The sequence below is a fragment of the Dyadobacter crusticola DSM 16708 genome (assembly GCF_000701505.1).
Classification (GTDB): domain Bacteria; phylum Bacteroidota; class Bacteroidia; order Cytophagales; family Spirosomataceae; genus Dyadobacter; species Dyadobacter crusticola.
The window spans coordinates 294,064-318,418 of the sequence record NZ_JNJB01000001.1 but is presented as its reverse complement, the minus strand read 5'-3'; the positions used below and the strand labels follow the sequence as shown (position 1 = coordinate 318,418).

The 24,355-nt window shown below is 46.4% G+C and carries 21 protein-coding genes; 13 read left to right on the top strand and 8 right to left on the bottom strand.

All coding sequences use genetic code 11. From position 1 onward, the window contains the following. Position 1 precedes the first annotated feature (1 nt). Complete coding sequence (locus Q369_RS0101460; RefSeq protein ID WP_031525857.1) at positions 2-1,783, bottom strand: ABC transporter ATP-binding protein; 1,782 nt, start codon at positions 1,781-1,783, stop codon at positions 2-4. 226 nt (positions 1,784-2,009) lie between these two features. Here Q369_RS0101460 and nusB point away from each other — a divergent pair, with 226 nt between their 5' ends. The 6 genes from nusB to coaE all read left to right on the top strand — a co-directional run bounded on the left by nusB (position 2,010) and on the right by coaE (position 5,708). Beyond that, positions 2,010-3,176: a transcription antitermination factor NusB gene (gene nusB / locus Q369_RS0101455; RefSeq protein WP_031525856.1), complete on the top strand. Its 1,167-nt coding sequence runs from the start codon at positions 2,010-2,012 to the stop codon at positions 3,174-3,176. A gap of 92 nt (positions 3,177-3,268) precedes the next feature. Then, entirely contained in the window at positions 3,269-3,571 is a 303-nt protein-coding gene (locus Q369_RS0101450; protein WP_031525854.1) for a YtxH domain-containing protein, read from the top strand. A gap of 8 nt (positions 3,572-3,579) precedes the next feature. Continuing rightward, a complete protein-coding gene (locus Q369_RS0101445) occupies positions 3,580-4,020 on the top strand; it encodes a DUF1573 domain-containing protein (protein WP_035332802.1) in 441 nt (146 codons plus the stop codon). A 60-nt stretch (positions 4,021-4,080) separates the two neighbouring features. After that, positions 4,081-4,383, top strand: coding sequence for a preprotein translocase subunit YajC (yajC, locus tag Q369_RS0101440; RefSeq protein WP_031525851.1), 303 nt, complete (start codon positions 4,081-4,083; stop codon positions 4,381-4,383). Positions 4,384-4,395: 12 nt separating this feature from the next. Continuing rightward, complete coding sequence (locus Q369_RS0101435) at positions 4,396-5,085, top strand: YbbR-like domain-containing protein (RefSeq protein ID WP_229206707.1); 690 nt, start codon at positions 4,396-4,398, stop codon at positions 5,083-5,085. Positions 5,086-5,102: 17 nt separating this feature from the next. After that, positions 5,103-5,708 carry a dephospho-CoA kinase gene (gene coaE / locus Q369_RS0101430; protein ID WP_031525848.1) on the top strand — a complete coding sequence of 202 codons (606 nt, stop codon included), beginning with the start codon at positions 5,103-5,105 and terminating at the stop codon, positions 5,706-5,708. Here the strand turns inward: coaE and Q369_RS0101425 are convergent. From Q369_RS0101425 to Q369_RS29795, 3 genes are all read right to left on the bottom strand, one after another. Next, positions 5,705-7,462, bottom strand: coding sequence for a DNA polymerase III subunit gamma/tau (locus Q369_RS0101425; protein WP_031525847.1), 1,758 nt, complete (start codon positions 7,460-7,462; stop codon positions 5,705-5,707). The two genes, coaE and Q369_RS0101425, sit on opposite strands and share 4 nt — an antisense overlap. 35 nt (positions 7,463-7,497) lie before the next feature. After that, positions 7,498-8,325 carry a glycoside hydrolase family 16 protein gene (locus tag Q369_RS0101420; protein ID WP_084165619.1) on the bottom strand — a complete coding sequence of 276 codons (828 nt, stop codon included), beginning with the start codon at positions 8,323-8,325 and terminating at the stop codon, positions 7,498-7,500. Positions 8,326-8,467: 142 nt separating this feature from the next. Beyond that, positions 8,468-8,905: a DUF6934 family protein gene (locus Q369_RS29795; RefSeq protein WP_031525844.1), complete on the bottom strand. Its 438-nt coding sequence runs from the start codon at positions 8,903-8,905 to the stop codon at positions 8,468-8,470. Between the two features lie 117 nt (positions 8,906-9,022). Between Q369_RS29795 and Q369_RS0101405 the strand changes: the two genes are divergently transcribed. From Q369_RS0101405 to Q369_RS0101375, 6 genes are all read left to right on the top strand, one after another. After that, positions 9,023-10,024 (top strand): GSCFA domain-containing protein, encoded by a 1,002-nt coding sequence (locus tag Q369_RS0101405; RefSeq protein WP_031525842.1) that lies wholly within the window; start codon positions 9,023-9,025, stop codon positions 10,022-10,024. A 59-nt stretch (positions 10,025-10,083) separates the two neighbouring features. Then, complete coding sequence (gene apbC / locus Q369_RS0101400) at positions 10,084-11,190, top strand: iron-sulfur cluster carrier protein ApbC (protein ID WP_031525840.1); 1,107 nt, start codon at positions 10,084-10,086, stop codon at positions 11,188-11,190. A 69-nt stretch (positions 11,191-11,259) separates the two neighbouring features. Beyond that, positions 11,260-11,517 (top strand): NifU family protein, encoded by a 258-nt coding sequence (locus Q369_RS0101395; protein ID WP_031525838.1) that lies wholly within the window; start codon positions 11,260-11,262, stop codon positions 11,515-11,517. A gap of 152 nt (positions 11,518-11,669) precedes the next feature. Next, on the top strand, positions 11,670-13,385 hold the full coding sequence (locus Q369_RS0101390; RefSeq protein WP_051663884.1) for a D-alanine--D-alanine ligase family protein: 1,716 nt from the start codon (positions 11,670-11,672) through the stop codon (positions 13,383-13,385). 112 nt (positions 13,386-13,497) lie between these two features. Beyond that, a complete protein-coding gene (locus Q369_RS0101380; protein ID WP_051663860.1) occupies positions 13,498-16,200 on the top strand; it encodes an MGH1-like glycoside hydrolase domain-containing protein in 2,703 nt (900 codons plus the stop codon). A gap of 33 nt (positions 16,201-16,233) precedes the next feature. Beyond that, on the top strand, positions 16,234-17,997 hold the full coding sequence (locus tag Q369_RS0101375) for a phospho-sugar mutase (RefSeq protein WP_031525834.1): 1,764 nt from the start codon (positions 16,234-16,236) through the stop codon (positions 17,995-17,997). Between the two features lie 51 nt (positions 17,998-18,048). Here the strand turns inward: Q369_RS0101375 and Q369_RS0101370 are convergent, their stop codons facing one another. From Q369_RS0101370 to Q369_RS0101355, 4 genes are all read right to left on the bottom strand, one after another. Continuing rightward, positions 18,049-19,812, bottom strand: coding sequence for a M56 family metallopeptidase (locus Q369_RS0101370; RefSeq protein WP_031525833.1), 1,764 nt, complete (start codon positions 19,810-19,812; stop codon positions 18,049-18,051). Positions 19,813-19,844: 32 nt separating this feature from the next. Beyond that, entirely contained in the window at positions 19,845-20,213 is a 369-nt protein-coding gene (locus Q369_RS0101365; RefSeq protein ID WP_031525831.1) for a BlaI/MecI/CopY family transcriptional regulator, read from the bottom strand. A gap of 317 nt (positions 20,214-20,530) precedes the next feature. After that, a complete protein-coding gene (locus Q369_RS0101360; protein WP_031525830.1) occupies positions 20,531-20,794 on the bottom strand; it encodes a Txe/YoeB family addiction module toxin in 264 nt (87 codons plus the stop codon). After that, the gene (locus Q369_RS0101355) at positions 20,791-20,988 is read right to left on the bottom strand and encodes a DUF2683 family protein (protein WP_157488000.1); all 198 of its coding nucleotides are present in this window, start codon (positions 20,986-20,988) and stop codon (positions 20,791-20,793) included. Before Q369_RS0101355 ends, Q369_RS0101360 begins: the two co-directional genes overlap by 4 nt. Before the next feature lie 221 nt (positions 20,989-21,209). Here Q369_RS0101355 and Q369_RS0101350 point away from each other — a divergent pair, with 221 nt between their 5' ends. After that, positions 21,210-24,326, top strand: coding sequence for a SusC/RagA family TonB-linked outer membrane protein (locus Q369_RS0101350; RefSeq protein WP_031525826.1), 3,117 nt, complete (start codon positions 21,210-21,212; stop codon positions 24,324-24,326). Positions 24,327-24,355: the final 29 nt, after the last annotated feature.

Genomic DNA, 24,355 nt, shown 5'->3' with positions numbered 1-24,355 from the left:
ATTACACTTCCTCTGCCATCAGCTGCTTTTCGTACAGCTCTTTGTAGGCACCGTTTTTCGCCATTAATTCTGCGTGCGTACCTTGCTCGATAATCTTTCCTTCGTCAAGTACCACGATCCTGTCGGCAAGTTTCGCTGAGGAAACCCGGTGCGAGATAATAACCGAGGTACGGTGGTCCATAATACGTTTCAGGTTGTTGAGAATGATATTTTCCGTGTTTGTATCAACAGCGGAAAGGCAGTCGTCGAGAACTAAAATCTTGGGATCCCTTGCAATAGCACGGGCGATAGAAAGTCTTTGTTTTTGTCCACCCGAAAGCGTGATGCCTCTTTCACCCAGTACAGTATCGTAACCCTGCGGAAAGTCAATGATGTTATTGTAAAGATCAGCGTCTTTCACAGCCTGCTCAATGCGTTCGAAAGGCATATCGAGGGTGCCGAAACGTACATTGTTCTGGATCGAATCTGAGAAAAGGAAAACATCCTGCGGTACATATCCGATTTGGCGGCGGTATGCGTGCACATCATAATCTTTCATCGGCGTACCGTCAATTAAAATCTGTCCGCCAGTCGGATCGTAGAGCCGGCAAAGCAAATGCGCGAGCGTACTTTTTCCTGAACCCGTTGTTCCGAGTATCGCGACCGTTTCGCCGGCCTTGATATCGAGATCAAAGTCGTACAGCGCCTGGATACCTGAGTCGGGATAAACGAAATTCACGTGTTCGAAGCGGATACCGCCGTCTAGTTGCCTGATCAGATTTTTTTCAGAGACCAGCGGCGTTTTTTCATTCAGAAATTCATTGATACGTGCCTGAGAAGTTGCTGCACGCTGGATCTGGCTGGTTGTCCATCCAAGCGCCATTACGGGCCAGGTGAGCATATTGACATACAAAATGAACTCGGTAATATTCCCGGGTGTCAGTCGCCCATTGATAATTTCCTGTCCGCCCACATAGATAATCAGGATATTACTTAACCCGATCAGCATAATGATCACCGGGTAAAAGAATGCGTCAACTTTGGTCAGAGCGAGGGATTTTACTTTAAATACCTCGGCTTCTTTTTCGAAATTATCGTAAGAATGCTTTTCCTGAACAAAAGACTTGATCACGCGGATTCCTGAAAATGCTTCCTGCACATAAGTCGAAAGCGCCGAGAGCTGCTTCTGGATTTCCTGCGAGCGTTTCATGATCATGCTGTTGACCACATATACGCTTACTGACAGTACCGGCAATGGCAGCAAAACATAGAATGTCAGCTTGGGACTTACTGAAACCATGTAGGATATTACCAGCACAAAAAGAACCAGCAAGTTGATCCCGTACATCAATGCCGGACCAACATAAATGCGGACATTACTGACATCTTCCGAAATCCTCGCCATCAGGTCACCCGTACTATGGCGGCGAAAAAATGCGGCAGGTAGTGTCTGATAATGCTGGTAAATGTCGTTTTTGAGGGCAAATTCAATGTGCCGTGACATAACGATGATTGTTTGCCGCACAAGGAAGAGGAAGATACCTTTTAACAAGGCCATTAACAGGATCAACAGTCCGTAAAGCAGGATACTGAATGCAAAAATGTCGTACATCTTAGTTTGCAGCGACACTCCGTTAAAAAGGTAATACACATCCAGTGTTTCGATTACCAGATCAAGCGCGTAACGCACGAGCTGTGCTGGAATAATGCCAAAAAGGTTGGAGATGACAGTAAAAACGATACCCAGAATGAGGTACCATTTGTATTTCCATAAGTACTTATTGAGGTACTTTAATGCTTTCACCGGCTATGCTTTGGGTAAGAAAAATGTTACTTTGAAATAGGCAACATCCTATTTATTTAAAACGTTGCAAATTTAAGGCAGGCGTTTCATTTTTTCGAATGTGAACAAAATGCGCTAATTTCGCGTCAAATTTTAGATGCTGCCGCAGGGTACAAGACCAACCTTGCTTTAATATGAAGAAACGTTCTTTGAATTACTGTACTTTTTATACAATTAGTCCCGGCTTATGCTGAATAGGAGATTATTAAGAACCAAGGCTGTTCAGGCACTTTATGCTAGGCAACTGACTGCTGAAGCAAACCGCCTGCTGGCGTTGGATCACATTGAGGAGGCTTTCGCGCCGGATCTGAATTCGATGGAATTTCAGGACAAACAAAAATTGTCGGGCATGAAAAAGCTGGCGAGCATTGCTTTGGACGAGTTCATCAAAAACGGAAAACTGAGCGAAGACGAGGAATTGCCCGAGCGCGTGGTACGTGTAGCAAGAAGTGCCTATGAAGCTTACGACAGGCAAACCAAGTCGGACGGAGAGAAGCTGGTAAGAAGGGTTTTAAACGAAACCGAGCTGATCCACGTAGATTTTGTACGGATTCTTTCCATGCTGATTGAACTATCGCATCAGGCAAAGATCGACCGGGAAAGAAGATATGATGATCCGGAATCGCCTTTTCCGAAAGATTCGGGACTGAACTCAAACCGGGTAATCCAGCTTTTGGCCGAAGATAAAAGCCTTGAAGAAGAGATTATCCGAAGTGGGATCAACTGGAGTAATGAAATGGGTGTGATCCGGAAAACATACCGCGAAGCACTTCGGAAGGACGAGATCTATGAGGCTTACTGTCGCCAGGCCTCGCATACTCCGGAAGAAGATCAGGCGTTGGTCCAGCACGTGCTGCGGCAGGTAATCCTGAAACACGAAGTTCCGCTAGACTATCTGGAGCAGCGTGATCTGTACTGGGCTGATCACAGTGAACTGATCCGTGGCCTTGCTATCAAAACTTTGAAATCGGCTGATCATGCGCATACATTCCAGCTCGCTCCGCTCACAAAAGATTGGGAGGAAGACCGCGAGTTTGTTGAGGAATTATGCAAGATTGTAGTCGCCGAAAGTGATCAGTATGATGTATATCTTGATGATCAGCTGAAAAACTGGGAGCTGGAAAGGATTGCATTGGTAGACCTGATCATTCTGAAAACAGCATTGGCCGAGCTCATTCACTTCCCTGGAATACCGGTAAAAGTGACCATCAATGAGTTTATTGAAATTGCAAAAAGGTACAGTACCCCAAAAAGTGGTAAGTTTGTAAACGGCGTCCTCGACGTACTTTCCGTGAAGCTCGCGAAAGAAGGAGTGATCAGGAAAAGCGGCCGCGGACTGATCGATAATAAATAATGCTGGCTTTTGCCGCATTGCAATGGAATAATTTTTGGAGCTGTCGGAGATAGGAAGCCTATGGCCGACTCAACAGCTAAAACTAGGAAATCATGAGTAAAACCAGTAACAGTCTAATTGCATTTCTGACCGGTTGTGTCACAGGTGCTGCATTGGGAATTCTTTATGCACCCGACAAGGGCGAAGTGCTCAGGACACAATTGACTTATCGTTTGTCCAAATACCGGGAAAAACTACAGGAAGTAGTTCAGGACCTTATAGATAAAAAAGACCAGCCTGATAACTTTTCACGTTCGGAAGGAGAGCGGGTTGTAAACGACGCGCGCGAAAAGGCTGAAAAACTGCTCGAAGATGTAGACCGCCTCATGGCGCAAATCAAAGGTCAGGCAAGCTGAACCGCGATATGAAACAAATATTCACTTGCATACTCCTTGCGGTATCACTGTCCTTTTACAACTGTTCCAACGGCGAAAAAGGAGAAAATGAAAAACAGGCATCTTCAAAAATGCCTGTTTTTGCATTGATCGACAGTGCATCCTATGATTTTGGGACAATACAGGAAGGCGCAATTGTAGAGCATGATTTCAAGTTCAAAAACGAGGGTGAATATCCTTTGATCCTGAATAATATCTCTTCTTCCTGTGGCTGTACTACACCTGAATGGCCGAAAGAGCCAATCGGGCCTAATCAAACATCGAGTATCAAAGTGCGGTTTGACACTAAAAACAAAACCGGTCCGCAAGTGAAAACAATTACGGTTTATGCCAATACAGAGCCGGCGTATTCTGAATTACGGCTTAAGGGAATCGTAAATGCAGCACCAAAGCCGCAAGAAACCAAGTAACCAACTCTATCCATTTAAGACTGCTTTGCGGTCTGAACTTACTTAACCCATTCAATTAAGATGAAGCTTTCTCTTTTAGCACAGGCAGCAACCGACGGTTCTCAAACTATGATTTACCAGGTTGTTATGTGGGTCGGAATTATAGGTGTGTTTTATTTCTTTATGATCCGTCCGCAGCAGAAAAAACAGAAGGAGCAGAAAGAGCTGTTGAACAACCTGAAAAAGGGTGATCAGGTAGTCACGATAGGAGGGATACACGCAAGAATTTATACCGTTGAGGAAGCGACTGTAACGCTTGAACTCGACAAAGGAGTAAAATTAACTGTCGACAAATCGGCAATCTCACGCACAATAGCAGGATAAACCTATTAGGCCGTGAATTACGTACCACCAAACCAAAATAGAATCAAAACCTTTATTGGATGCTTGCTGGCCGCGTCTTTCTTCTGGCTGATGAATGTGCTGAACAGGGATAATTATTCAATCAAGCTGAATTATCCGCTGGAAATAGAGTACGATCAGGCCTCGTACGTTCCCATGCAGCCGCTTCCACGGCGGATTTCGGTCAATGTTTCAGGGGACGGATGGAGGTTACTCCAGAAATCCTGGCTTAATTTCAATGCCAACCCTGTGGTTTACAAAGTGGTCAATCCCAATGTGAGGAATGTAATCAACTCCACTGCGCTCACCGACCAGGTAGCCGAGCTCTTTCCGGGATTGAATGTCAACTACGTGGTATCTGATACTTTTGAGTTGAGTTTTGAGCCAAAAATCAGAAAAATCATCCCAATCCGGGTTGATAGTGCGGGTATTGAAATCAGAGAAGGTTATGTAATTTCCAGCATTATTAATGTATCTCCTTCGTTGATTTCGGTTGACGGGCCGGTTTCATTGATTAAGACCTTTCCCGACACGATCCGTATTTCTGTGCCAACTCCGAAGATCCAGAACAATTACGACGAAAGCATACCCATTCCACTGCCCGTTTCGCCTCTGGTAGATGTGAGTCACCGCGACGTATTTGTAAGTTTTGAGGTGGCACAATTCCTGAATGTACCTTTATAGTAACGCGCCGTAAGATCATGTCAGCTCCGCTTCAAATTGGTGTTACTGGTGGAATTGGTTCGGGCAAGAGCGTTGTTTGCGAGCTGTTTAGTTGCTTGGGGGTTCCCGTTTACAATGCGGACTCCAGGGCAAAGTGGCTTACCAATCATCATCCAGGGATCAGGCAGCAGGTAACCACGCTGCTGGGTCCGTTGGCGTACAATGCAGGCGGTCAGTATGATACTTCGTTCGTCGCATCAGTAGTTTTCAAGGATGAAGCATTATTGAAGCAGTTGAATGCGATCGTTCACCCGGTAGTACAGGAAGATACCGCACACTGGGTCGCGCGCCATTCCAGCGCTGCTTATGTGATCAAAGAAGCCGCAATCATGAAAGCGGCTGGTGAAGGTAATACGCTCGATTTTGTAGTTGTTGTCGAGTCGCCCGTCGCACTTCGTGTTGCAAGAATATTGAAGCGGGACACGCGATCGGAGCAGGAAATCAGGGCTATTATCGATCGGCAGGTGTCCGACGAATTCCGAAGCAAAGTGGCCGATTTTGTTATTTCAAATGATGAAAACGCCGCATTGATCCCCCAGGTTATGCAGCTGCACAGACGATTTTTAGCTTTCGCCAAATCTTAAAAATCCACATCAAGCCCCAGCGCCTGCTTCAATTCAAGCAGGTACGGATTTTTCTCAGCCATATAATTGAATTTTTCAGCGGGAGTATACGGAAGTCGGTTGACTTCTTGCGGAGCAACGCGCGCATTCACATCTAATTTTGGCGCATTCAGGCGGCTCTTCAAAAAGCCAAGCAACTCGTAACGCACGTTCTGGAGTGCTTCAAGCTGGTGCGTATTCGCCAGCGCGATTTCAATGGAAGAACCTTCCAGCTTAAACTCACTTCTTAGTGTAAGTTCCTCCGTCGTTGAATTTCCCCCTTCTCTGCGCTTTTCTGCGAACTCATACCAAAGCCGCTGCAGCGCTTCAAAGCTCAACTCTTCCTTTCTGACCCCGTTTGTAAATGCACTACTATCCTGCTGCCGGGTTTCCGCAACAGCCTTCGCTGCCGGCTGATGATTGACCGGCGGCGTCATTGCAAGCGGAATGGTATTCTTCAATTTGGAAGACGTAACCGGTGCCGCTACACCGGCTGGCGCAGGTGCCTGGGCGTTACCATTGCTGTGTGGTGAGGCATTGTTTTCACCAGCTACCGTGCCGTTTTTTACTGGTTCGGACTCAGGCTCAACTTTTTTTTTTGCCGTTTCATCAACGGCGGCGAGTGAGTTTAATTGAAGGACATTGGGAATGTTGGCCAGCTTCATCAGGCAAAGCTCAGCATGTAGTCGCTGGTTCTTGGCAGATTTATAATTAATGTCGCACTGGCCGGTTATGCTCAATGCAGACAGCAGGAAGCTCATATCCGCTGCCGCCGACTGTTCCAGATACTTGCGTTCCGCGGAAGCTGAAACTTGGAGCAAGGTCACAGTGGCAGGATCTTTACAAACCAGCAGGTTCCTGAAATGCTCCAAAAGGCCTACCACGAACAAATGTCCGTCAAATCCTTTTCTCAGAATTTCGTCAAAGAGGATCAGAGACTTGGCAATGCTGCCGGCAATAAGTGCGTCTGTTATTTTGAAATAATAATCGTAATCAAGAATGTGCAGGTTTTCCAGCACGGCTGCATAAGTAAGCCGGTTGTCGGTTGAAAAAGTCACATTAAGGTCAAACATCGAAAGCGCGTCGCGCAAGCCGCCGTCGGCCTTTTGTCCAATGAGCTCCAAAGCCTCACTTTCTGTCTCAATACCCTCTTTTTTCGCGATATCAGCGAGGTGGTATGCAATGTCTTTGGACTGAATTCTGTTAAAATCGAAGATCTGGCACCTGGAAAGGATAGTGGGCAGGATCTTGTGCTTTTCGGTGGTAGCTAAAATAAAAATAGCATAGGTCGGCGGCTCTTCCAGGGTTTTGAGAAAGGCATTAAAGGCAGCCTGCGAGAGCATGTGCACCTCGTCTATAATATAGATTTTATACTTGCCGGTTTGAGGCGGATAGCGCACCTGGTCAATCAGGTTACGGATGTCTTCAACCGAGTTGTTTGAAGCAGCGTCGAGCTCGTGGATATTAAAGGAAGCATTGTTCTGAAAGCTTACGCAGGATTCGCATTCACCGCAGGCTTCTACATCATCACCAAGGTTTTGACAGTTGATCGTTTTTGCCAGGATACGCGCGCAGGTTGTTTTACCAACTCCTCTTGGTCCACAAAAAAGAAAGGCCTGGGCGAGGTGATTGGTGCGTATTGCGTTTTTTAATGTAGTAGTAATGTGTGATTGCCCAACCACCGAATCAAAGGTAACCGGGCGGTATTTTCTGGCGGAAACAACAAAATTATCCATGATGCAAGATACCTCCGTGCAATGGATTTTCAAAGCTACTTTTTCTCCACCAGCGGGTAAACGCGCACGTAATCCACCAGCATTTTTTGAGGGAAAACGCTGTCGTCCACGCCTTTTTGCCCGCCCCAATCGCCTCCTGCGGCAATGTTTAAAATGAGGTGAAAAGGCTTATCAAAAGGCCATTCTGCCCATTGGTAAGCGGCTTCTTTGGGGAAAACGAAGTAAGGTTTATTGTCAACTAGTATGGTAATGGATGCGGGAGTCCATTCACAGGAATACACATGGAAGTCTTCCGAAGCACGGTCGACGATCACGCTGTTTCCCTTGTTGGTTTTGGCAACGTGATTGAATGCTTTGGTGTGGATGTTACCATGTACGCGGTCCTGGTCGAAGCCGACGTGTTCCATAATATCGATCTCTCCATTGTCAGGCCAGCTTTTATTCCCGTAATTATTTTCGCTGTACAGCATCCAGATAGCGGGCCACGTTCCTCTGCCTTTTGGCAGCTTGGCCCTTACCTCGATCTTACCGTACAAGAAATCCCCTTTTTCCTTGGAAACGAGCCTGGACGAGCTGTATTCAGCTTTGCCCGATTTCTCCTTGATGGCTGTAATAACGAGGTTACCGTCCTCGACTTTCGCATTCTCGATCTTGTCAGTGTAATTCTGCAATTCATTGTTTCCCCAGCCATGATCGCCCGTTGCGGAAGACCATTTCGCCGGATCAGGTTTCCCGGGTTGATCAAACTCGTCCTGCCAGGAAGGTGTGGAGGCGAAGGTGTACTCTTTGTCTGACTGTGCTATCGTTTCAGGTCGCGAGCAGCAGAATAGCAGAATAAATGGCAGAAACGAAATGTAACGCATCACTTTGAATTTTGACCTTTTAAAAGTGAGTCAAGCTTTGACTTATCAATCTTGCTTAATATGGAATTTACCTCATTCAGTTTTTTCTGTACAATAGGATGATCGGACAAAGTAGCTGGATTCATCTTTTTCTGTTTCGAGTTCATAGCTTGTTACCTATAATATAGAGATCGTAGAATTGATTTGGCTGAAATTGCTCAGCGCCTTCTTTCGTAAGTCCTAAAATAATGTATTTCCGGGATAACTCATTGAGGTTGCTGGAAATTGCAATGCGATACAGTCTCTGTCTTTTTGCTTCGCTGCCGGCAAAGACTACTCTGAAAGCCTTGTCAAGGGACAAAAAGTGCTCAATGATGTTAAATGTCGTTGCCAGAACTTTATGCATGTCCTGATTTTTGGTCTCTGTCTGATCACAGAGCTCTCCGGAACTCAGTACATCTAATAATGCCACGTTGTATAAATCCGGATGTTCGGTCCTGGTTAGCAGTACTACCTTTTGGACGCATCTGTCTGCACTTATGCTTGTAAACGTGTAACAGTATTCTGATGCTGCATGATGAGGATAAATTTCTTCCCGCATTAACTCTTAATAGTGTGTTTAAATATTTTTCTAAACGTAAACCTTTCCAGAATAACGATCATAAAGTAATTCTCCAACGGTTTAAACTTACCTTTGCAGACCGCACTCAATGTTGTTATGAAAGAAATCAAATTCAGTACAGAAGTAGAAATCCCCGCTTCCGAATGGAAGATGGATCATCAGTCAAAAGTGCTCACGCTTGGGTCGTGCTTCGCGGATGTCCTGTGGCAGCAGCTAAGTGCCTATAAATTCCCGGTGCTTAACAATCCCCTGGGGACGATTTTCAATCCGCTTACTATCGCTAAAACAATTGATTCTGCCTTGGAGGAGCGTTCTCCGGCTTCGGAGTTATTCATGAAGACGGAGGATGATATCTGGTTGCACCACGATTTCCACTCTTCGCAATGGGCGGGTAACCGGTCGGAGCTGGAAACGAATATCAAGTCGCATTTGGTGGAAGTTGGCGCTTTTCTTAAAGAAGCCGATCTGCTGGTTATCACACTGGGGACCGCTTATGCTTACCGCCACAAGGCCAGCAATATGATTATCGGCAATTGCCACAAGCTGCCTGCGGATCAATTTATAAAAGAGCTTTTGCATCCCGACCAGATCATCAAGGCCATGGAGCCGCTCGTGCAGAAATTGCTGATGTTCCGCCGGAGCCTGCGCATTGTCCTTACCGTAAGTCCTGTCCGGCACACGCGCGATACGCTGCCGCTCAACCAGGTGAGTAAGTCGATATTGAGGCTGGTTTGTCACCGGCTCTGCGAGAAGTATAAGCATATCATGTACTTCCCGTCGTACGAGATTATGGTAGACGAGCTGCGCGACTATCGTTTTTACGATTCCGATCTGATCCATCCCAGTAAGCTGGCAGAAGATCACATCTTCAATGCATTTGCAAAGACCTATATCTCGCCCGATTCGCATGATCTGATGCGTCAATGGGATAAAATCATGTTGACGCTCAACCACCGGCCATTACATGGATTTTCGAAAAGTCACCTGAAATTCCTGAAAACGCTTTGGAGTAAGCTGAATGAATTTTCAAGAAGAATAGACGTCACAGAAGAGCTGAATGAAGTCGAAAGGAGAATTGGAGAATTTCCTGTTTCATAACAAACTCAAAGACCATTTTCTGTGTTGAATAGAATTAGTTAAGGTCGTCAACCATCGTAATGGGAGAATTTACAATCAATAAAGAAAAAGTATTACAGGCGCTAAGTACTGTCGAAGAGCCGGATTTGAAAAAAGACCTGGTGACACTCGGTATGATCCAGGATATCGAGATCGGAGTTAACCAGGTTCAATTTACAGTTGTTTTAACCACCCCCGCTTGCCCCCTCAAAGAACTGATCAGAAGGAATTGCGAGAATGCGATTCACGAGCATCTGAGTCCTGATGTTGAGGTGATTATCAAGCTCACTGCCAATGTAACTTCTACCCGGCAGACGGGCCCGCTCATTCCTGGTGTTAAAAACGTGATAGCTATTTCATCCGGCAAGGGTGGAGTAGGGAAATCTACGGTGACAGCCAATCTGGCAATGGCGCTGCACAGGTCTGGTGCGAAGGTGGGGATTATCGATGCGGATATTTTTGGTCCATCGATCCCGGTGATGTTCGGCGCTGAAAATATGCAGCCGACCATTACTCCGAAAGACGGCAAAAATTACATTAACCCGATCCGGCAGTATGGGATTAAAATGATCTCCATTGGATTTCTGACCCCGCCCGACAGCGCAGTTGTTTGGCGCGGACCAATGGCAAGCCAGGCTTTAAAGCAGTTTTTTGCAGATACTGATTGGGGCGAACTTGATTACCTGCTGATCGACCTGCCGCCAGGTACCAGTGATATCCACCTTACTTTGGTGCAAACGGTTCCGGTAACAGGAGCAGTAGTGGTGACTACTCCGCAGAAAGTGGCGCTGGCTGACGCGATGAAAGGTTTGGCAATGTTCAGACAGCCGCAGATCAACGTTCCGATTTTAGGTATTGTGGAGAATATGGCGTGGTTTACGCCGGAGGAATTACCCGATCATCAGTACTTCATTTTCGGAGAAGGTGGCGGACAGAAGCTGGCGGATAAATTCGATGTGCCGCTGCTGGGTCAAATACCGCTCGTGCAGGGAATCAGAGAGGCTGGTGATGAAGGAAGGCCTGCTGTGATGAACACGAATCCGATTGTTAATGATGCATTCAGGGACGCGGCAGAGGCACTTGCACAGCAGGTAGCGATCAGGAATGCGAATAAAGATAAGACCGTTCCCGTCGAAATTCAGGTCTGATTTCCGGCCTGTTTATGATTTGATTTTTTGAATATTATCTTGCATCTTAGCAAATACATAATAGAACCAATGGATTCCAAAGAAAAAACATTAGAACTTATTGAGCAGGCACTTGAATCAGTGCGGCCCTATTTGCATGCTGACGGTGGTGATGTGAAACTTGTTGAATTGACTGATGATAACATTGTGAAGCTTGAATTGCAGGGATCTTGCCAAAGCTGCCCAATGAGCGCCATGACATTTCGTGCGGGTCTTGAAGAGTCAATTCGTAAAGCAGTACCATATATTAACAAGGTTGTTTCCGTGAACGTACCGGCGCTGGCTTAACCGTCAGATCTATATAAAATCATCGAAAAGGCAGTTCTCTAATATGGGAACTGCCTTTTGCTGTTTTAAACCGGCCAGTTTTTTCATACAGATTGATTCCTCCCGAATAGTAGCTTATCTTGCGCGTGTTGAATAAAAACCGCGATTATACTATGCGTATAGGAATATTTTTTGGAGGCCCTTCACGAGAAAGAGAGATATCATTTGCAGGTGGGAAAACAGCTTTTGAGTATCTCGACAAGTCACTTTTTGAACCAATACCTGTATTTGTCGATAGCTTCGGAAGGTTCATCCTGCTTGAAAAGCAACTGATGTATTCCAGTGAGATACGCGAGTTCTATCCGCCAAAATCCCATCAGAAAGCCGGCTTCAAAACGTACATCGAGTCTTTTCCTGAGCTGGCTGTTGAAGCTTTGCCGGTCGAGATTGGTACGATCATTACGCCTGCCGATTTCAATAATCATTTTGATTTTGCATTTCTTGCCATGCACGGTCCCGACTGCGAGGACGGCGCGATTCAGGGTTTGCTCGAATGGTATAAAATCCCTTATAGCGGCCCTGGTTTAATGGGCTCAGCTGTGGGTATCGATAAAATTTTACAAAATGAGATGATCGCGCTCGTCAATGGGCAGCAGAAGAAAAGCTGGACGCTGACTTACAAAAGCTGGATTCCGCAGGAATATCCATTGTTGTTTCAGGTACTTAAAAAGCACCTCGGCCTGCCGCTCGTGATCAAAGCGCCGCATCAGGGCTCGTCGATCGGCGTAGCAATCGTGAAAGAGGATTCGCTGGAAGAATTCATCTCCGCAGTCAACCAGTGCTTTTTCAGGATTGAGCTGGAAGCAGATACCTGGAAATCATTTGGAAGTGGAGAGAAACAAGCCTGGGGACAAAAGATAGCGAACCTCGACGAGGGCATTGGATTCCCTGTTGTGTTAGCAGACAAAACCATTTACCATCCCGCTGATTTGATAAGTGAGCTGGATACCTATTTTGCTGCGGGTAATGCTTTGGCCGCATTGAGCAGCTCGAATGCGGAAGACCAGGTGTTAGTAGAAGAATACATCAATGGACAGGAATTTTCGTGCGGCTGCATTCAGTTCGATGACGGAAAGCCGCTTGCATTGCCGCCAAGCGAGGTGATCAAAATGGTACAGGTTTTTGATTTTAATGCCAAATACAAACCCGGTGCCAGTCGCAAGCGCATCCCTGTTGATACTTCTCTTAAAAAAAACCAGGAAATTCAGCGGGTAATCGCACAGGTCTTCGAACAGCTTGGAATCAATGTATGTGTGCGGATCGACGGATTTCTGACAGAAGACGGCCGGATTGTGCTTCACGACCCTAATACAATTCCCGGTATGTCGCCCACCTCGTTTATATTCAAACAAATGGCGGAAATCGGCCTGAATGTGACGCAGGCGCTTACTTATCTGGTTCGTCAGTCTATTCGCGAGCGGATCAGAACTGGTAAAAATACCTGGGCGCTCCGGACTTTGCTGGCCAATCTGGATGCGAAAATCAATGCAACCAATGCGAATGCAAAACCAGTCGAATACATCGTTTTCGGCGCGACGGACGAAGAGTATATTAATGCCCGTCTTCGTTTCGGTGCATTGAATGCGCAGGGGAACACCTTGCCTGTGCCTGTGCTAAAAGCAAGTGATGGACAGATTTACAAGCTTACTACCCCGCTCATGTTCAAGGAATATGTGGCAGAGGTAGAGGCGCTGCTGAAAGCAGAACGTCACGCGCTACTTTCGGAAACGTCTGCCCGTGCAGAGCAGCTGACGCAGTTTTATGCCGGCAATGTTTCGTTCGAGGTATCGTCCTATCCTGACCTGGCGGCGATGCAATTAAACGCCTGAAACGTTGCCGGGTTTTCAACTTTCTACCTGTTTTTGCTGGTTTTGGTGACCGGTTTTTTAAATTGGGTAGATTTTACAATGAAATTCATTCCTTTCGATAACATAGATATTAATGGCAAACGGCGCTGAAAAGGTAAGATTGAGCCTTCAAAAAGATAACAAGGGATGGAAAAAGTGGGGGCCTTATTTGTCCGAACGCCAGTGGGGAACTGTACGGGAAGATTATAGCGGAAACGGTGATGCCTGGAATTACATTACCCACGAAATGGCTCTGTCAAAAGCTTACAGGTGGGGCGAAGACGGAATCGGCGGTTTTTCTGATAACAAACAGCATATCTGCCTCTCCTTCGGATTCTGGAACCATAAAGACAAGATTTTAAAAGAGCGGATATTCGGACTTACCAACAGGGAGTCTAACCACGGTGAGGACGTAAAGGAAATGTACTATTACCTCGATAGTACCCCCACGCATTCTTACACCAAAATGCTCTACAAATACCCGCAGCAGCTTTTTCCTTACGACAAGCTGCGCCAGGAAAATGGCCGCCGCGGAAAGCAGGATCCTGAATACGAAATCATGGATACCGGCGTGTTTGAAAATGATGAGTATTTTGACATTTTCATTGAGCACGCGAAGGCGGATGAAGAGGATATCATGATGAAAGTCACGGTGTTCAATCGCGGCCCTGTTGATGCCCCGATCACTGTGCTACCTACCATTATGTTCCGAAACACGTGGTCGTGGGGGTACGAAGCTTTTAACTACAAGCCTATCATGAACGGCATCTCAAACCGTTTGGTAGAAGTAACCCACCGGAAACACGGGAAATACAACCTTTATCTGGATAATGCCGACGAGCTGCTGTTTTGTGAGAATGAAACAAACTTCAAAAAGCTTTACGGTACTGCCAACAACACTGCTTATCCCAAAGACGGGATCAACGATTACATTGTTTCTGGTGGCAAAACAAACACCGTCAACCCCAATAACATTGGTACCAAAGCATCTGCCCGGTTTACACGGACGGTAAAAGCCGGAAGCAGCGAAGTGTTTCGTCTGCGCTTTGTTAACCACACGATCTCAGAGCCTTTTGGTGGGTTTGAAGACCTTTTTGCGAAGCGGATCCGTGAGGCTGACGAATTTTATGATGATTTGCAGCGCGACGTTTCGGATGCTGATTTAAGGTCTATTCAGCGCCAGGCTTATGCGGGAATGCTTTGGAGCAAGCAGTTTTATTACTATAATGTATACGAGTGGCTGAAAGGTGATCCTGCTCAGCCCGGACCAAATCAGGGACGGAAATGGGGTCGTAACTCCGGCTGGAAGCATTTGTACGCGGCGAATATCATTTCAATGCCGGATAAATGGGAGTATCCCTGGTTTGCAGCCTGGGACCTTGCATTCCATTGCGTGCCGCTCGCCAGGGTAGATGCGGATTTTGCCAAAAGGCAGCTCGAAATTCTGCTCCGCGAATATTATATGCACCCCAATGGGCAGATACCCGCTTATGAATGGAATTTTTCTGATGTTAACCCGCCGGTTCATGGCTGGGCTACTTGGAAAGTGTATGAAATTGACCGGGAGCAAAACAATGGAGTAGGGGATATTCAGTTTCTTGAAAAAATATTTCACAAACTGCTCCTGAACTTCACCTGGTGGGTTAATCAAAAGGACGATACCGGAAATAACATTTTCAGCGGCGGCTTTCTGGGGCTGGATAATATTGGTGTTTTCGACAGGTCTACTCCAATGCCTTTTGGCGGAAAGCTGCAACAGGCTGATGCGACTGGCTGGATGGCGATGTATACCCTCAATATGCTTCGTATTTCCGTTGAAGTGGCGCTTGTTCACCCCGTTTATCAGGATATGGCGTCCAAATTCTTTGAGCACTTCCTGCATATTGCGGGTGCAATGGAGTCCATTGGCGGGAAAAATTCATCGATCAGCTTGTGGGATGAGGAGGACCAGTTTTACTATGATGTAATCCACATTCCAAACGGGCAAAGTATCCTGTTGAAAGTAAGATCGATCGTCGGATTGATCCCGCTTTTTGCTGTCGAAATCCTGGATCCTCAAAACCTGGATAAGCTGCCAATTTTCAAAAGGCGGGTTGAATGGGTGCTTGCGAACCGACCGGATCTGGCAAGGTTAATATCACGCTGGTTTGAGTCTGGCAAAGGAGAGAACCGTTTGCTGTCGATCCTGCGCGGTCACCGGATGAAAATGATCATGAAAAGAATGCTTGACGAAAGCGAATTCCTTTCAGATTACGGCGTGCGCGCATTGTCCAAATACCACGAGCAGAATCCTTACAAGTTTTATATCAACGGTGAGGTTTTGCAGGTGGATTACACTCCGGCTGAGGCACTTACTGATATTATGGGCGGTAATTCCAACTGGCGAGGACCGATCTGGTTTCCATTAAACTACCTGATTTTTGACTCCCTGATGAAATTTCATGCATACTATGGCGAGGATTTTATGGTAGAATATCCAACCAATTCCGGTAATCTGGCAACTATTAAAGAGGCAGCTGTGGCGATTGCCTGTCGCCTGATAGATATTTTCAAAAAAGATACAGAAGGAAACCGGGCAGTTTACGGCCACGATCAGAAAATGCAGAAGGATAATAATTTCAATGATCACGTGCTGTTTTACGAATATTTCCACGGAGATAATGGCCGGGGCTGCGGTGCCAGTCACCAGACCGGGTGGACGGGACTTGTTGCTGAACTGATCCACAAAACCGCCAAAGAAACAGCTAAGGAAGACGAAACGGAAGAAGCCGGGGCCGCAAAAAAATCACTGGTATAAGTTTAAAAATTCTTAATCATACTTCAACTACTTATGACTGCAAATCTAGAACCGAGTGTAATGGCCAAAGTAAATAGCTGGCTTAACGGTGATTACGATATTGACACAAAGCAATCCATTCAGCAATTAATAGACGAGGGAAATGATACTGAGCTGACGGACGCATTTTACAAAGACCTTGAGTTTGGAACCGGCGGGCTTCGTGGGCTAATCGGTATCGGATCCAACAGGATGAACCGCTACACAGTTGGAACTGCAACGCAGGGTTTGGCCAACTATCTGAACAAAGCTTTTCCAGGAGAAGAGATCAAAGTGGCGATTGCGCACGACAGCCGCATTAAGTCAGACGAATTTGCACGCATTATCGCAGATATTTTTTCAGCAAACGGGATCAGTGTCTATCTGTTCGAAGCACTGCGTCCGACTCCTGAGCTTTCTTTCGCGATCCGCGAGCTTGGTTGCAAGAGCGGGGTTGTAGTGACTGCTTCACACAATCCGAAAGAATATAACGGATACAAAGCTTACTGGGACGACGGTTCTCAGGTGGTTGCACCGCACGATAGCAATATCATCGGCGAAGTGAATGCGATCCAGTCGATTGATGAAGTTAAGTTCGACGGAGACGCTTCTAAAATCACAAAAATTGGTAGTGAAATTGACGAGAAATATATCAACCACATTCTTTCACTGTCTATTTCAAAAGACGCTCTGGCGCGCCAGAAAAACTTGAAGATCGTTTATACCCCATTGCACGGAACAGGTGTTACATTGGTTCCGAACTTGCTGGCGAGAATGGGCTTCGAGGCTGTGACCGTGATTGAAGAACAAGCTGAGCCAAAAGGCAACGGGCAGTTTCCGACTGTCGTGTATCCCAATCCGGAAGAAACCGAGGCAATGTCGAAAGCGGTTGAAAAAGCAAAAGAGATCGACGCTGACCTTGTAATGGGCACAGACCCGGATGCCGACAGGGTAGGTATCGCAGTAAAGAACCACCACGGCGAAATCCAGCTTTTGAATGGAAACCAGACAGCCAGTGTGCTGATCTACTATCTTTTGAATGCGTGGAAAGATGCGGGTAAACTGACGGGTACGCAGTTCGTCTGCAAAACCATTGTAACTACCGACCTGATCGACAAAATGGCGGCTGCTTTCGATGTGAAATGTTATAACACCTTAACCGGTTTCAAGTATATCGCCCAGGTAATCAGGGAGAAAGAGGGCGTGGAGCAATTTATTGGCGGCGGTGAAGAAAGCTACGGATACCTGATCGGGGATGCGGTGCGCGATAAAGATGCGATTGCTTCCTGCGCAATGATCGCCGAGCTCACAGCTTATGCAAAAGATAAAGGTCTGAGCCTTTTCGATATGTTAATGGAAATCTACAAGCAATTTGGTTTCTATTACGAAGGGTTAATTTCTTTGACCAAAAAAGGTAAAACCGGCGCTGACGAAATTCAGCAGATGATGGCTGATTTCAGGGCAAACCCTCCCAAGTCGCTCGCAGGCTCACCGGTGATCAGAATGGACGACTACAAGGCACTCACTACAACGGATTTTACCAGCGGAACTACCAGCTCCATTCCTTCCGGTGAAATGGGTATTGAACCTTCCAATGTGTTGCAGTTCTTTACCGAAGACGGCACCAAATTCACCTGCCGCCCATCAGGAACGGAGCCGAAGATTAAATTTTACGTGGGAGTACGCGCTGCTTTGGAAAGAAATGAGGACTTCGACAGTGTTTATGCTTCCTTGAAAGAGAAGGTGAAAGCGATTGGCGAAGAGCTGAACCTGAAATAACTTTGTCGATAAGTAGAAAAATGCGAAGGCGGTCCAAATGGGCCGCCTTCATTATTTTGTATATGCGATGATCATTTTCCTGGGAGTGCCATTTATTACCGTCACTTTTTCGATCCGTTCGATTGCCAATGCATTCATTTCCTGGAATGTGGCTGGTTGGGTATTTATGTAAAGTTCATGCTCTTTGCGGGTATCTGCTATTCGTAGGTTGTCGTCGTTAGACTTTCCGATACCAGTGGAAACGAAAAGTTTATCGCCGGACTTGCCTGTTAATGCGTCTTTCAAATAGACGGTGGTGGAAAAGGCTCCTATATTGGTTGTAATTTTTTGCTGAAAATATGCGACTTCATTTTCCTTCTTAATGAGCAATGCTTTTTCATAATCTTCTGTAAGTGCATTGATGAGTGGTGCCGGTGGAAGCTGGCCCATTCCGATGCCTCCTTCAAGAATATAACCCGAGTGACCTTTGATAGGACTAAAATCATCTTCTCCATTGCGGGAACCCGCACCTGACTGTCCCCGGCTGTTTCTTGTCGTGACAGAGATTGATGTGATGAATTGTTGAAAGGGGTCGAATTGTATTTTGTTGATCGCAAGTTCAGCGCCAAACTTATTAACAGCTTTTCGGACTTCGTTGATATCATCCCAGTCCATCAATGGAGTAATTGCCCAGTATATCGTATCATTTCTGATCAAAACACCTTTAACACTCTCTGCCCGCTCCCTGCGGATCTGAGTGGTGTCTGCTGCCGGAGAAATGGTTTTTGGTTCCGGCTTGGTGTTTGTTTCTGACTTATCGGGTTCGTTTTTGGCTGGCTCATCCAATTTCGGTGCTTCGGGAATTACTACTTCCGCAACGAGCGGCTTTACAAGCGGGCGGATTTCGGCTGGTGCCAATGCGACAATTCTTTCGCGAAATGGCGCAACGAATGCAGAAGAGATGTAAATCAATGCGATCAGCGTAGCATATTTAGCCCACGCCATGTATTGAGATGGTTTTCGGTTCATCATCTTGATGCGTTTCTTTAAAAGTGATTGCGCAAAGGAGTTTGTTAAAGGCAGCTCGTGGGACCGCATTACCGTATTTAACAGGTTATATTGATATTGTTTTTTCTCAAAACCATTATTCAGTACAGCCCGGTCTGCCAGGTATTCGAGATTTTCCTGCACCAGCTTCTGATGAACCCACACGAAAGGATTAAACCACAACAGGATCTTTGATAGCTCGGCCATAAGCAGGTCGGCACTATGCCATTGTCGCGCATGTTCCGTTTCGTGGGCAAGTATGTTACGCAATTCGGATTCAGAGTGTCGATTCGGGTCGAGTATGATCCAGTGAAAAAATGAATACGGGGTACTGCCGGGTACGTTAATGATCTTGGTATCGTAATCCCATTGTTCTTTCCGACTTTTGACAACCAGCATTAAAAGGCGGCCAACCTGAACAAGAAAAAGCGCGGCTAAAATGGATACGCCAGCGAGGTAAATCATCAAAATCCATTCTGATAACGACAAGGCCGGAAGAGCAGGCGTAGCAGGCACCTGGAAAGTGCCGGATTGAACCGCGGAAATTGGTTCGGCAAGAATGGGCATTTTTCCTACCACCTTCGGAATGTGATGGTGAAATTCGGTTTGCACCCTCAAAGGTCCCCACGCCGGTAAAGGAACAAGCGGTAATAACCACGCTGCTAGTGCATTCAACCAGAGCAATGCACGGTTGAGCTTCGAAAATGTCTCAAACTGGATCAGCCAGCGGTAGCCCAGCGTAAGTACAGCCAGCAGCAAGCTGACCTTCATCAGGTAAGGGAACAACATAGGTAGCAGATTAATGGTGGTACATCAACTCTTTACTCTCCTTCTTCAATCATTTTGATTATCTCACGCAGATCGTCGGGTGTTACCTTTTCATTTTTGGCAAAATAGGCTACCAGATCTTTGTACGAATCATTGAAATAGCCTCCGACTACCTTATTCAGCACAAAGTGGTTCTGGTAATCTTCCTTTTTGACAACCGGAAAATACTCGTACGTATTTCCAAACTGCCGGTGGCTCACATACCCTTTCTCTTCCAGGTTCCGGATAATGGTCGACAGGGTGTTGTAATGCAAAGGCGGATTTGTAAACATCGGAAGCATGTCTTTTACAAACGCGTTTTCCAGGCTCCAAAGCACCTGCATTACCTCTTCTTCCTTGTTGGTTAACTTCTCAAATTCCATGTTTTAAATGTAGAAACTATTTTTATAGTTAGCAAACTATTTTTCTAGTAATTGTAAATTGAGCTAATTCTTAGTGGGTTTTCAATTAACACTTCATCCTCGCTAAGTGACCGCAGGATTAGGTGCAATGTATGCCAAGATCAGGTTTTAGTAGCAGGACGTTGTATATGTCGAGCCGTAGTTCAAAGCATTGATTTTGAACGAAGTAGTTGCTCATTTTGGCCAAAGCAGGTGAGCTAAATCTGGCGGCGGTCAGAAGAATGGCGTTGGACTCGGCGCGAATGTAAATATATTAGGGGAGTGGCACTAACAGGAAGTTAGTAGTGTCCTCTTAGCGATTCTATTTTTATAAATTCATCGGTCACCTGATAGATAATTCGGTGCTCTCTGTTTATTCTGCGAGACCAGGATCCTGTAAGCTCGTATTTGAGTGCCTCGGGCTTTCCGATGCCGTGAAAAGGAGTCTCGAGTATAGACCTGAGTAGTTCTTCTATTTTCTTCTGGATACTGACATTGCCAGTCTTTTTCCAATATTGAAGATCTTCCTGGGCTTTGTTGGAGAAACTGAGCTTCCTGCTCATTTCCAGAGATCATCAAGTTCAATAACCTTGTATTCGCCATTCTCGAATTGCTTTCTGCTCTCCTGTATTTTGGCTACAAATTCGGGATCATAATCATCAGCTTTTGTAACAAAGGATATCTTCAACGCTTTTGCAAAAGCTTTCAGTGCTTCAAGCTGCTCCTTGTTCTCCGGATGAAATACTAATGTTTCCATGTTCATTTTGGCTTACATGTAAAGATAAAGGAAGTGACGGCTTTTAGCAAAACGAAAAAACTGTCGGTAACTACAGGCAAATCATGCGGACAAAGTTCCATATTCCAACCAACACTTCATCCCGGCTAAGTGACCGGAGGATTATTTAGAATCATGAATATTGATACTATTTAAAGAAAGGATATTAAATTACACGGTAAAGCACAACAAACTTAACTAATATGATGAATAAACTACTACTCAGCAGGTTAGCGGCATTCCTGCTGATTTTGCTTGTTCTGTTGACTGCTGCACATGCGCAAACCGGAACTGTGAATGGAAAGGTGCGGGATCAGGAAGGGAGCGAAATTCCGGGTGTGAGCGTCAGTGTCAAAGGGAGCTCACAGGGAACGTCTACGAACGAAAATGGAGATTACACGATCAATGTTGCACAGGGCAGTACGCTGGTTTTCAGCTTCATTGGCTTCAAGCGCACAGAGGTCGTTGTAAGCGGACAGCAGGTTATCAATGTTACCCTGCAATCCGAAGCTTCCATTCTCAACGAAGTGGTGGTGACCGCGCTCGGGCAAACGCAGGAAAAGCGTGCGATCGGGTACTCGGTACAGTCGATTAAATCGGACGAGATCCGGAATTCGGGGAATCCGAACATGATCGGTGCATTGCAGGGAAAGGTAGCGGGGGCGGTGATCACCGGATCTGGCGGCGCGCCTGGCGCAGGTGTGAACATCATTTTGCGTGGTATCACTTCTTTGAGCGGCAGCGCCGATAATCAGCCACTTTTTGTCATCGACGGCATTATCATCAGCAATGCAACCACTGCTGGCAACCCGCTTCCAAGTGCAGGTTCAGCCTCGCCGGGAGCATCAGAGCAATTTGCCAATACCAACCGCGCCGCCGATATCAATCCCGACGATATTGAAAGCGTGTCGGTACTGAAAGGTCCCGCGGCTACTGCGCTCTACGGATTGCGCGCCTCGAACGGTGCCATTATCATCACTACAAAGAGAGGTAAGTCGGGTAAAATGAATGTGTCCGTTTCCTTGTCGGGCGGACTGGATGTGCTCGGGAAATCGCCGGATATCCAAACGCGCTTCATTCAGGGCAGGTTTGGCGAATTCATTTCGCCTACGGAGGTGAGGCAACGTACGCCGTACCAGTCTTTCGGGCCTTCCATTATCGGGAACAGTACAGACCAGATTTACGACAATTTCAGAGGTTTTTACCAAACAGGTTACCGCACCAACAACAATGTCTCCATCACCAAAGGCGGAGAAAAGGGGAACATTTACTTTTCGGTTGGCCATAATTATCAGCAGGGTATTGTGCCGACTACGGATTTTTCGAGAACATCGGGGAAATTAGCTGGAACATATAATCTGACCAAAAACTTCTCGGTATCTGGTTCCTTCAATTACATTCGGTCGGGTGGGAAGCGGCCGCCCGCTGGGGATAAGTCGATTTTCAGTGCATTGGCTTACTGGCCCAATACTTACGATGTCAATGATTATCTCAATCCTGATGGTTCGTATAAGAATTTGCTGCCCGGTTTTACCGATAATCCCAGGTACCTGGTTGAAAAGAGCCCGAGGATCGATAAAGTCAATCGCTATATCGCAGACGCGACCCTGGACTACAAGATAGCCGACTGGCTCACAGCCAAGTACCAGCTTACTTTCGATGCATTCAACGAGCGCAGGTTCAGGCAGGTAGACAGTACTTTTGACGTAGGAACTGCAGTAAAAGGTTTTTTGATCAAAGAATATATCAATTACCGCGAGATCAATTCCAATATTTATGTCACTGCTTCCAAGCAATTTAATGAGAACTGGAATGGTTCGCTGATGGTGGGGAACTCCATTGTAGACAGCCGGAGGCCGGATAGTTACTATGAGCGCGGGGAGGGTTGGAGAGCACCTTTTACAGATGAAATCAGTAGCTACCGAAACCAGCAGGTAAGGCCCTACTCGCCGCTGCAATACCGGATCGTAAGCTTTTTTGCCGATGCCAAACTCAGCTACAAGGAAATGCTTTACCTGAATGCAACCGGTCGGAACGACATTGTTTCCACGCTCCCTACTGCCAGCAATTCGTTTTTCTATCCATCCTTTAGTGCCGGTTACATCTTCACTGAAAATCTCCCCAAGAACAATTTCCTTACTTATGGTAAGCTGCGCGCCTCCTGGGCGCAGGTTGGGAAAGGCACGGATCCCTACGTAATCGGGGCTTATTATGAGATTGCGGATAATTTTCCATTCAATAATGCGGTACCCGGCTATGTGCGGCGGTCTACAACGGCATCGGATAACCTCAAACCTGAACGCACAACTTCCATGGAATTTGGTACCGAATTGCGCTTTTTCAAAAACAGGCTGATGCTTGATGCCACCTATTTCACAATGGATAGCAAAGATCAGATCGTGCGGGCGCCTGTTTCAAATGTTTCGGGCTACTCGTTTTACTATACCAATATCGGGCTGATCCGGAACAAGGGCGTTGAGTTGCTGGTGTCCTACAAACCGGTGCAGACTTCCAGGTTCACCTGGGATATGTCGCTGAATTTTACCAAAATGTCGGGCAGGGTAATTGATATGCCCGATGAACTGGAAGAGATTTCTTATTTCGACAATGGCAGCAGGGGCGTTCTGAAAGTGCGTGAAGGGAGCAAAGTGGGCGATTTGTGGGGACTGGATTACATGCGGGCGCCGGACGGACAGAAGCTGATCCAGGCAAACGGATTTCCATTGACAAGTCTGGTCACTACACCTTATGGCAATGCATTGCCCGACTGGACAGCGGGTTTGACCAACACATTCAACTACAAAGGATTGGGCTTGTCTTTCCTGCTGGAATGGCGGCAGGGCGGCGATGTCGTCGATCTGGGCGAACGGAATGCATTCCGCGCAGGGTCAATCAAAATAACGGAGCGGAGGTACGAGCAAGTGGTGTTCAAGGGTGTTGTCGAACAAAAGGCTGCTGACGGGCAGGTTACCTATGTGCCCAATACCAAACCGGTAGTGCTCGACGACGCATTTTACAATCCTTCAACCGCCCGCTACATGGGCAATGCAGCCGACTTCAACATACAGGACGGATCGTGGTTCCGGCTGAGAACGGTCAGTCTGAATTATGCATTGCCAAAAAACCTTATTGCGAATACGGTCTTCAAAGGGGGCGTGCGATTCAGCTTTACCGGGACGAACCTCTTCCTCAATACGCCTTTTCGCGGGTATGATCCGGAGGCACTTACGTTTGGATCAGGCACAAACCTGATTGGTTTTGTGGGCAGGAACAATCCTGCGACAAAGAGTTTTCAGCTTGGCGTAAATGTTAATTTCTGATACTATGAAATCTTTGAAACAAATATTAA

Coding starts and splice junctions, on each gene's coding strand:
- nusB (WP_031525856.1), top strand. CDS start 2,010: ATGCTGAATAGGAGATTATTAAGAACCAAGGCTGTTCAGGCACTTTAT.
- Q369_RS0101450 (WP_031525854.1), top strand. CDS start 3,269: ATGAGTAAAACCAGTAACAGTCTAATTGCATTTCTGACCGGTTGTGTC.
- Q369_RS0101445 (WP_035332802.1), top strand. CDS start 3,580: ATGAAACAAATATTCACTTGCATACTCCTTGCGGTATCACTGTCCTTT.
- yajC (WP_031525851.1), top strand. CDS start 4,081: ATGAAGCTTTCTCTTTTAGCACAGGCAGCAACCGACGGTTCTCAAACT.
- coaE (WP_031525848.1), top strand. CDS start 5,103: ATGTCAGCTCCGCTTCAAATTGGTGTTACTGGTGGAATTGGTTCGGGC.
- Q369_RS0101425 (WP_031525847.1), bottom strand. CDS start 7,462: ATGGATAATTTTGTTGTTTCCGCCAGAAAATACCGCCCGGTTACCTTT.
- Q369_RS0101420 (WP_084165619.1), bottom strand. CDS start 8,325: ATGCGTTACATTTCGTTTCTGCCATTTATTCTGCTATTCTGCTGCTCG.
- Q369_RS29795 (WP_031525844.1), bottom strand. CDS start 8,905: ATGCGGGAAGAAATTTATCCTCATCATGCAGCATCAGAATACTGTTAC.
- Q369_RS0101405 (WP_031525842.1), top strand. CDS start 9,023: ATGAAAGAAATCAAATTCAGTACAGAAGTAGAAATCCCCGCTTCCGAA.
- apbC (WP_031525840.1), top strand. CDS start 10,084: ATGGGAGAATTTACAATCAATAAAGAAAAAGTATTACAGGCGCTAAGT.
- Q369_RS0101395 (WP_031525838.1), top strand. CDS start 11,260: ATGGATTCCAAAGAAAAAACATTAGAACTTATTGAGCAGGCACTTGAA.
- Q369_RS0101390 (WP_051663884.1), top strand. CDS start 11,670: ATGCGTATAGGAATATTTTTTGGAGGCCCTTCACGAGAAAGAGAGATA.
- Q369_RS0101380 (WP_051663860.1), top strand. CDS start 13,498: ATGGCAAACGGCGCTGAAAAGGTAAGATTGAGCCTTCAAAAAGATAAC.
- Q369_RS0101375 (WP_031525834.1), top strand. CDS start 16,234: ATGACTGCAAATCTAGAACCGAGTGTAATGGCCAAAGTAAATAGCTGG.
- Q369_RS0101370 (WP_031525833.1), bottom strand. CDS start 19,812: ATGTTGTTCCCTTACCTGATGAAGGTCAGCTTGCTGCTGGCTGTACTT.
- Q369_RS0101365 (WP_031525831.1), bottom strand. CDS start 20,213: ATGGAATTTGAGAAGTTAACCAACAAGGAAGAAGAGGTAATGCAGGTG.
- Q369_RS0101360 (WP_031525830.1), bottom strand. CDS start 20,794: ATGAGCAGGAAGCTCAGTTTCTCCAACAAAGCCCAGGAAGATCTTCAA.
- Q369_RS0101355 (WP_157488000.1), bottom strand. CDS start 20,988: ATGGAAACATTAGTATTTCATCCGGAGAACAAGGAGCAGCTTGAAGCA.
- Q369_RS0101350 (WP_031525826.1), top strand. CDS start 21,210: ATGATGAATAAACTACTACTCAGCAGGTTAGCGGCATTCCTGCTGATT.